This is a genomic window from Streptomyces sp. CO7 (assembly GCF_053474865.1).
Map to the genome: position 1 here is coordinate 862,382 of NZ_JBRIOU010000004.1, position 7,191 is coordinate 869,572.

Consider the following 7,191-nt stretch of genomic DNA (forward strand, 5'->3'; position numbering starts at 1 on the left):
GGGTGGCGCATCAGGCGGCCACCTCCTCGCGGCCGGCGCCCAGGCCGGCGATCACCCGGAGCAGCCCGTCCTGGTCGACGACGCCGAGGCAGCGGCCGTTCTCCACGACCCGGGCCGGCGACCCGGTACGGGCGACGGCCTCGATGGCCTCGGAGACGGTGGCGGTCGGCGCGACCACCGGCCCGGTGGCGTCCTCCGCCGCGGCGACCGGGCGCATGGCGCGCCGCACGGTCATCACGTGCTCGCGCGGCACGTCGCGGACGAAGTCGCGGACGTAGTCGTCGGCCGGGGAGCCGACGATCTCCTCGGGCGTGCCGATCTGCACGACCTCGCCGTCGCGCATCAACGCGATGCGGTCGCCGATCCGCAGGGCCTCGCCGAGGTCGTGGGTGATGAAGACCATCGTGCGGCCCTCCTCGCGGTGCAGTCGGATGACCTCCTCCTGCATGTCGCGGCGGATCAGCGGGTCGAGGGCGCTGAACGGCTCGTCGAAGAGCAGGACCTCGGGGTCGACGGCGAGCGCGCGGGCCAGGCCGACGCGCTGCTGCTGGCCGCCGGAGAGCTGTCCGGGGCGGCGGTTCTCCAGCCCTTCCAGGCCGACCTTGGCGACCACCTCGAGCGCGCGGGCGCGGCGTTCGGCGCGGCCCACTCCCTGGATCTCCAGGCCGTAGGCGACGTTGTCCAGCACGGTGCGGTGCGGCAGCAGGCCGAAGTGCTGGAAGACCATGGAGGCGCGGCGGCGGCGCAGTTCGCGCAGCTTGTCCTTGTCCATGGCGAGGAGGTCGTCACCGTCGAACTCCAGGGCGCCGGAGGTCGGTTCGATCAGCCGGGTGAGGCAGCGCACCAGTGTGGACTTGCCGGAGCCGGACAGGCCCATCACGACGAAGACCTCGCCCTGGTGGACGTCGAAGGAGACGTCGCGGACGGCAGCGGTGCAGCCGGTGCGCTCGCGCAGCTCGGTCTGCGAGAGCGCGGTCAGCTCCCGGTCGCCCGGAACGCGCTCGGCCTTCGGGCCGAACACCTTCCACAGGTTGCGGACCGAGAAGACCGGCGCGGTGGCCGTGGACCGGTCGTTGCTCATGCTGGGGGTCTCCGTCCGCCCTGTGGGCTCCGTGGGCTCCATGGGCTCCGTGCGCTGCGTGCGTCCGGCGCCGTGCGTGGGTTCCGTGCGGTGGGGGTGCTCCGTGCGGTTCATGCGCTCCGTGTTCGTCGGGTCGTTCACCGGCTGGTTCGCCGGGTCGTTCGTCAGGTGGTTCGCCGGGTCGTTCACCGGGTCCCGCCTCCGACCAGTTCGGCGGCCTTCTCGCCGACCATGAGGACGCCGATCATCGGGTTGACGGCGGTCATGGTCGGGAAGACCGAGGCGTCGGCGACGCGCAGGCCGCGCAGGCCCCGCACCCGCAGCTCGGGGTCGACGACGGCCATGGGGTCGTCGGCGGCGCCCATCCGGCAGGTGCCGGCCGGGTGGTAGACGGTGTGGGCCACCTTGCGGGCGTACTCGCTCAGGTCCTCGTCGGAGGTGACCTCCGGGCCCGGGCAGACCTCGCGCTTCAGCCAGCCCGCCAGCGGCTCGGTCCGCGCGATCTCGCGGGCCAGCTTGATGCCGTCGACCAGGGTGCGGGCGTCGTAGTCGTCCTCGTCGGTGAAGTACCGGAAGTCCAGGGCCGGTTTGACCTCGGGGTCGGCGCTGGTCAGGTAGAGGCGGCCGCGGCTGCGCGGCTTGGGGATGTTGGGGGTCATCGACACGCCGTGCTCGGGCCGGCGGTAGCCCAGCCGCTCGGGGTTGTCGGTGAACGGCACCTGGTAGAAGTGGAACATCAGGTCCGGGCCCGCGTGCGCGGGATCGCGGCGGACGAACAGTCCGGCGTCGGAGTCCATCGCGGAGTTCTCCGGGATCGGCCCGTCGGTCTCCCAGACGATCACCGACTCGGGGTGGTCGAGGAGGTTCTCCCCCACGCCCGGCAGGTCCCGCACGACCGGGATGCCCAGCGCCTCCAGGTCCTCGCGCGGGCCGACGCCGGAGTGCATCAGCAGCCGCGGCGTGTCGACCGCGCCGGCGCACAGCACGACCTCACGGCGGGCCCGCACCAGGTGCTCCTCGCCGTCCTTGGTGCGCACGTGCACGCCGTCGGCGCGGTCGCCCTCCAGGTGGAGCCGGTACGCCCAGGTCTCCAGCCACAGGTGCAGGTTGGCCCGCTCGTCCATGACCGGGTGGAGGTAGGCGACCGAGGCGGAGGAGCGCTTGTTGTCCTCCGGGTGGTAGGCCAGGTCGAAGAAGCCGACGCCGTCCGCGAAGGGCTTGTTGTTGAAGCCCTCCACGCGCGGCACGCCGGTCGCCTTCTGCGCGGCGTCCACGAAGTCGCGGGCGATGGCGTTCCGGTCCTTCTCGTCGACCGGGACGATGTTGTTCTCCAGGCGGGCGAAGTAGGCCTCCATGGCCACCGCGTTCCACCCCCTGGCGCCGGCCTGCTCCCACTCGTCCCAGTCGGAGGGCAGCGGCTTGAAGGAGATCAGCGTGTTGTGCGAGGAGCACCCGCCGAGCACCCTGGCGCGGCTGTGCCGGATGTGGGAGTTGCCGCGGGGCTGCTCGACGGTCGGGTAGTCGTAGTCGAGGTCGCCGCCGAGCAGGCCCATCCAGCGGCGCAGCGTCAGCACGTCCTCACGGTCGCGGTCGCTGGGGCCGCCCTCGATGACGGCGACGGTGACGTCGGGGTTCTCGGTGAGCCGGGCGGCGATCACCGAACCGGCGGTGCCGCCGCCGACCACCACGTAGTCGTACTCGGTGGGGCGTGGCGCGGCGGGATCGTGCGGGGTGGTGCGGGAGGTGGTCATGGGGAGGAGGTCCTCCTGAAACTCGGGTGAACGAAGCCGGGCACACCGGCGCGAGGTGCGTCGGCCCCGGGGGGTGACTGGGGAAGGGGAGCGGTCAGCCCGCGAACCAGCGGACCGGGCGGGGCGCCAGGTTCTGGTAGACGTGCTTGGTCTCGCGGTACTCGGCGAGCCCGGCGGGGCCCAGTTCGCGGCCGACGCCGCTCCTGCCGAAGCCGCCCCACTCCGCCTGCGGCAGGTAGGGGTGGAAGTCGTTGATCCAGACGGTGCCGTGGCGCAGCCGCCCGGCGACCCGCCGGGCGCGGCCCGCGTCGGCGGTCCAGACGGCGCCGGCCAGCCCGTACTCGGTGTCGTTGGCGAGCGCGACGGCCTCGTCCTCGGTGCGGAAGGTCTCCACGGTGAGGACCGGGCCGAAGACCTCCTCGCGGACCACGCGCATCGAGCGGTGGCAGTCGTCGAGGACGGTCGGGAGGTAGTAGTAGCCGCCCTCGGGGCGCTCCTCGGAGGGCTCGGGGCGTCGGCCGCCCGCGCGCAGCACGGCGCCCTCGGCGAGCGCCGAGGCCACGTACTCCTCGGTTCTCGCGCGCTGCTGCTCGGAGACCATGGGGCCCGTCTCCACACCCTCCGCGGTGCCGCGTCCGACCCTGATCCGCCCGGCGCGGGCGGCCAGTTCGGCGACGAAGCGCTCCTTGACGGACTCCTCGACGATCAGCCGGCCGCCGGCCGAGCAGACCTGGCCGCTGTGGATGAAGGCGGCGTTCAGGGCCTGGTCGACGGCGGTGTCGAAGCCCTCCTCGGTGGCGCAGGCGTCGGCGAAGACCACGTTCGGGTTCTTGCCGCCGAGTTCCAGCGCGACCTTCTTGGCGGTCTCCGCGGCGGCCCGCGCCACCTTGGTCCCGCTGACCGATCCGCCGGTGAAGGAGACCAGGGCGACGTCCGGGTGCTCCGAGAGCCGGGCGCCCACGGTGTGGCCGGGGCCGGTGACGATGTTGGCGACCCCGGCGGGCAGTCCGGCCTCGGTGAGCAGGCGGATCAGGGCGACGGTGGAGAGCGGGGTGATCTCGCTGGGCTTGACCACGAAGGTGTTGCCCGCCGCCAGGGCGGGGGCGATCTTCCAGGATGCCTGCAGCAGTGGGTAGTTCCAGGGCGTGATCAGCGCGCAGACGCCGACCGGCTCGTGCACGACCACGCTGTGGATCTCGTCGCTGCCCGCGTCGACCACCCGGCCCGGAGCCTCGGCGGCGACCAGGTCCGCGAAGTAGCGGAACGCGTCGGCCACGCAGTCGATGTCCACGCGGCCTTCCTCGAGCGTCTTGCCGGCGTCCCGGGCCTCGAGCCGGCCGAGTTCCTCGCGGTCGCGCCGCAGCAGGTCCGCGGTGCGCCGGAGCACGTCGGCGCGCTCACGCGCCGGGGTGCGCGGCCAGGCGCCCTGTCCGCCGTCGAACGCGCGGCGCGCGGCCTCCACCGCGACGTCCACGTCCTTCTCGTCGCCCTCGGCGACCTGGGCGAAGGGCTCGCCGTCCGCCGGGTCGAGGACGTCCCGGATCGCCCCCGTGATCGCGTCGCGCCATTCTCCCCCCGCGTGAATGGTGCGACGCCCCTGGTCCTGGCCTTCGATTCTGCCGTCCATGGTGCGTTGTTGCCTTCCGTTGTTATGCCGTGCCGCCGAGTCACCACGGTGTGACTCCTGGAGACCGGCTGCGCCTGCCCGGGCGGTGGGGGCGCATGCGGAACGGCCGGGGAAAGTGGAATGAGTCACCGAATCCGGTGGGCATTCCGGGCATACCCGAGGCGATTTTTAGGTGCGCATGACAAGAAGAGGAAAGGACGGGCGGCGTTCTCCGGGCACGCGAAAGGGGCGGTTCCCTGTTGCGGGGAACCGCCCCTTCACATGGTCGCTGTGAACGCTCGCTGGTCAGGATCTGCGCTCACCCCGGCGGAGCCGGGTCACCGGACCCGTGGGTCAGGCGGTCTTGCGCTTGCGCAGCACCAGCATGGTGACGCCACCGACGACCACCAGCGCGACGGCGACACCGGCGATCACCGGGGTGGCGCTGTTGCTGCCGGTCTCAGCCAGGTTGCTGTCGGCGGAGTCGCCCTTGTCGCCGGCCGGGCTCGGCGCGGCCGAGGGCTCCGGGCTGGGGGTGCCGCCCTCGCTGGCGGTCTGGCAGTCCAGGACACCGGTGAAGGTCTGGTCCAGACCGTTCGGGCCGGTGACGGCGATGCTGTACTCGGCGTCCTCCTTCACCGGAACGGTGACGGTGACGTCCTTGCCGGCCTCGACGGTGTGCTTCTCGCCGCCGATGGAGACCTCGCCCGCCTCGTCACCGGTGTTGGTGACCTTGACGTCGACGCCGCCCTTGGCGCAGTTCTTCACGGCCTCGGCCGCGAGCACGGCGCCCACGGTCTGCTTGTCGTCCCAGGAGGCGGTGAAGGAGGACGCGACCTTGTTCTCCGTGGAGCCCGCGAGGATCTGCGTCTGGGTCTTCACACCGACACCGGTGAAGGCGCGGCCGACCGAGAGCTGCGCGGCGCCCTCGACGGTCACCTGCGCGGTACCGGCCGCGGTGCCCTTCGGGACGTCGACGTACAGCTCGGTGCCGTCGGACGCGCTGGTGACCGCGTTGCCCGAGGCGTCGACGACCTTGACGCCGGCGCCCTCGACCTTGACGGCCGCGCTGCCCGCGTTGGTGTCCACGGTGACCGGGCCGAGCTTGTCGCCGGCCTGGCCCGCCACGGCGTTGGAGCTGAGCGACAGCGAGACGCCGGGCTCCTGGAGGGTCTGGGCGGACTTCTCCAGGTAGTCGGCCAGCTGCTCGGCCTCGGCGTCCTTGGCCTCGGCCTTGACGTGGTCCGAGAAGCGCCAGATGGCGACCTGGGTGCCGACGGCGGCGTCGTTCTTGGTGAACTCGCCCGTGATGCCGGCGGACTTGGCCAGCGCGGCGACGTCACCGACCTGCGGGAAGGAGTTCTTCAGGATCCAGTGGATCTTGCCCGCGTCCTGGTTGGCGTGCAGCGAGGACTGGGCCCAGGCGACTTCCTGGTACTGCGCGTTGGTCTTGGTGGGTGTGTGGGCGTCGATGCAGTAGCTCTGCAGCGTGCCACCGCCCTGCACGTCCATGGTGAACAGGCCGGCGCTGACGTTCTTGCCGTCGATGGTGGCGCCACCGCTGAACGAGAGGCCGGGCTTCAGCGTCGCCAGCGTGCCGCCGGCGGTGTTCTGGCCGTCGGCGGCGGCGAGGCCGGCCGTGGCCAGGGAGCCGCCGACACTCAGGCCGGCGACGAGGATCGCGGCGGACAGCCGCGCGGTGGCACGTCTCCGTACACGGAACATACGTTTCCCCTCCGGGCATGGCGGCGTCACGTCGCGTCGGGGCAACGAGAGACTGACGGAAGGCGCACACCAGCCCGCGAAATCTGCAACTCCCCGCAACATGGGGGCGCTTGTGAGCGGCCGCGAACGCGGCCGAGTGCCACATGATAATCACACGTCGGAACCTGTGGTTCCTGCGGGACGTAAAATCCCTGCCGTGACCGCCCGTTGCCCGAGTTGCGCACGGTACGCCCCGGTTCAGTCCACCGCGAAGTGCTCGAGGGCGACCGCGAGTTGCTCCTCCTGCGCCGGCCACTCGTTGGCCGGGCCTGCGACCAGCACGGCGTACATCGTCCCGTCCCCGGCGGTGAAGACGCAGTCCACGACCTGCTTGCGGAAGCCGAGTTCCTCGCTGTCGTACGCGTAGACCAGCTCCGCGGCGTCCGTCCCCACGGCGTCCGAGGCGCCCTCGGGGCGGCCCGTCCCCTCGAGGGAGATCTCCTCGTAGCCCGGCTGGGCGTCCAGGTGCTCGGAGGCCGCCTCCAGCGACTCCCGCGGCGTGATCCCGGGCTCCGTCACCTCGAAGACCTGGATGAGGGAGCCGTCGTTCCCCGGCGTGTAGAAGACGCCGCTGTCCCGCTCGTCGCGCGTCCAGTCCTCGGGCACCGCGAGGGCGAAGCCGGCCGGGTCCTCCACGAGGCGGTAGCCGTCGGGCGCCCCGCTCGTCTCCGGGGAGGGCGACTCCTCCGGCGTGGCGGCCGGTTCGGGGGCGGCGGCGGGGTCGTCGGTGGTCCCCGGCTCCGCGGCCGCGCCGGTGGCCCGCGCGGGGCCGGCGGCAGGGGCGTCGTCACGGACCAGGTGCCATCCGAGGGCCGCCCCGGCCAGCGCGCCGACGACCAGGACCGGGATGGCCACCCGCAGCGTCCGGCGGCGGCCGGCCGGCGTGCCGCCGGGAGCCCGGTAGCCGGGTGCGCCCGGCAGGCCGTGAGCGGGTGGGTAGGACGTGCCGTCGCCGGGCGGGCCCGGCAGGGTGACGGTGGGTGAGAAGG

The 7,191-nt window shown here is 72.6% G+C and carries 5 protein-coding genes; all 5 read right to left on the bottom strand.

Going from position 1 to position 7,191, the window contains the following annotated elements; genetic code table 11:
• Window positions 1-10: 10 nt before the first annotated feature.
• A complete protein-coding gene (locus ACOV8S_RS16735) occupies window positions 11-1,081 on the bottom strand; it encodes a quaternary amine ABC transporter ATP-binding protein (protein WP_448318597.1) in 1,071 nt (356 codons plus the stop codon).
• Between the two features lie 185 nt (window positions 1,082-1,266).
• Window positions 1,267-2,832 (bottom strand): GMC family oxidoreductase, encoded by a 1,566-nt coding sequence (locus tag ACOV8S_RS16740; protein ID WP_448318598.1) that lies wholly within the window; start codon window positions 2,830-2,832, stop codon window positions 1,267-1,269.
• Between the two features lie 94 nt (window positions 2,833-2,926).
• Window positions 2,927-4,459, bottom strand: coding sequence for an aldehyde dehydrogenase family protein (locus ACOV8S_RS16745; protein ID WP_448318599.1), 1,533 nt, complete (start codon window positions 4,457-4,459; stop codon window positions 2,927-2,929).
• A 333-nt stretch (window positions 4,460-4,792) separates the two neighbouring features.
• Window positions 4,793-6,163, bottom strand: coding sequence for a thioester domain-containing protein (locus ACOV8S_RS16750; protein WP_448318600.1), 1,371 nt, complete (start codon window positions 6,161-6,163; stop codon window positions 4,793-4,795).
• Window positions 6,164-6,400: 237 nt separating this feature from the next.
• On the bottom strand, window positions 6,401-7,191 hold a 791-nt coding region (locus ACOV8S_RS16755; RefSeq protein WP_448318601.1), incomplete at its 5' end, for a hypothetical protein.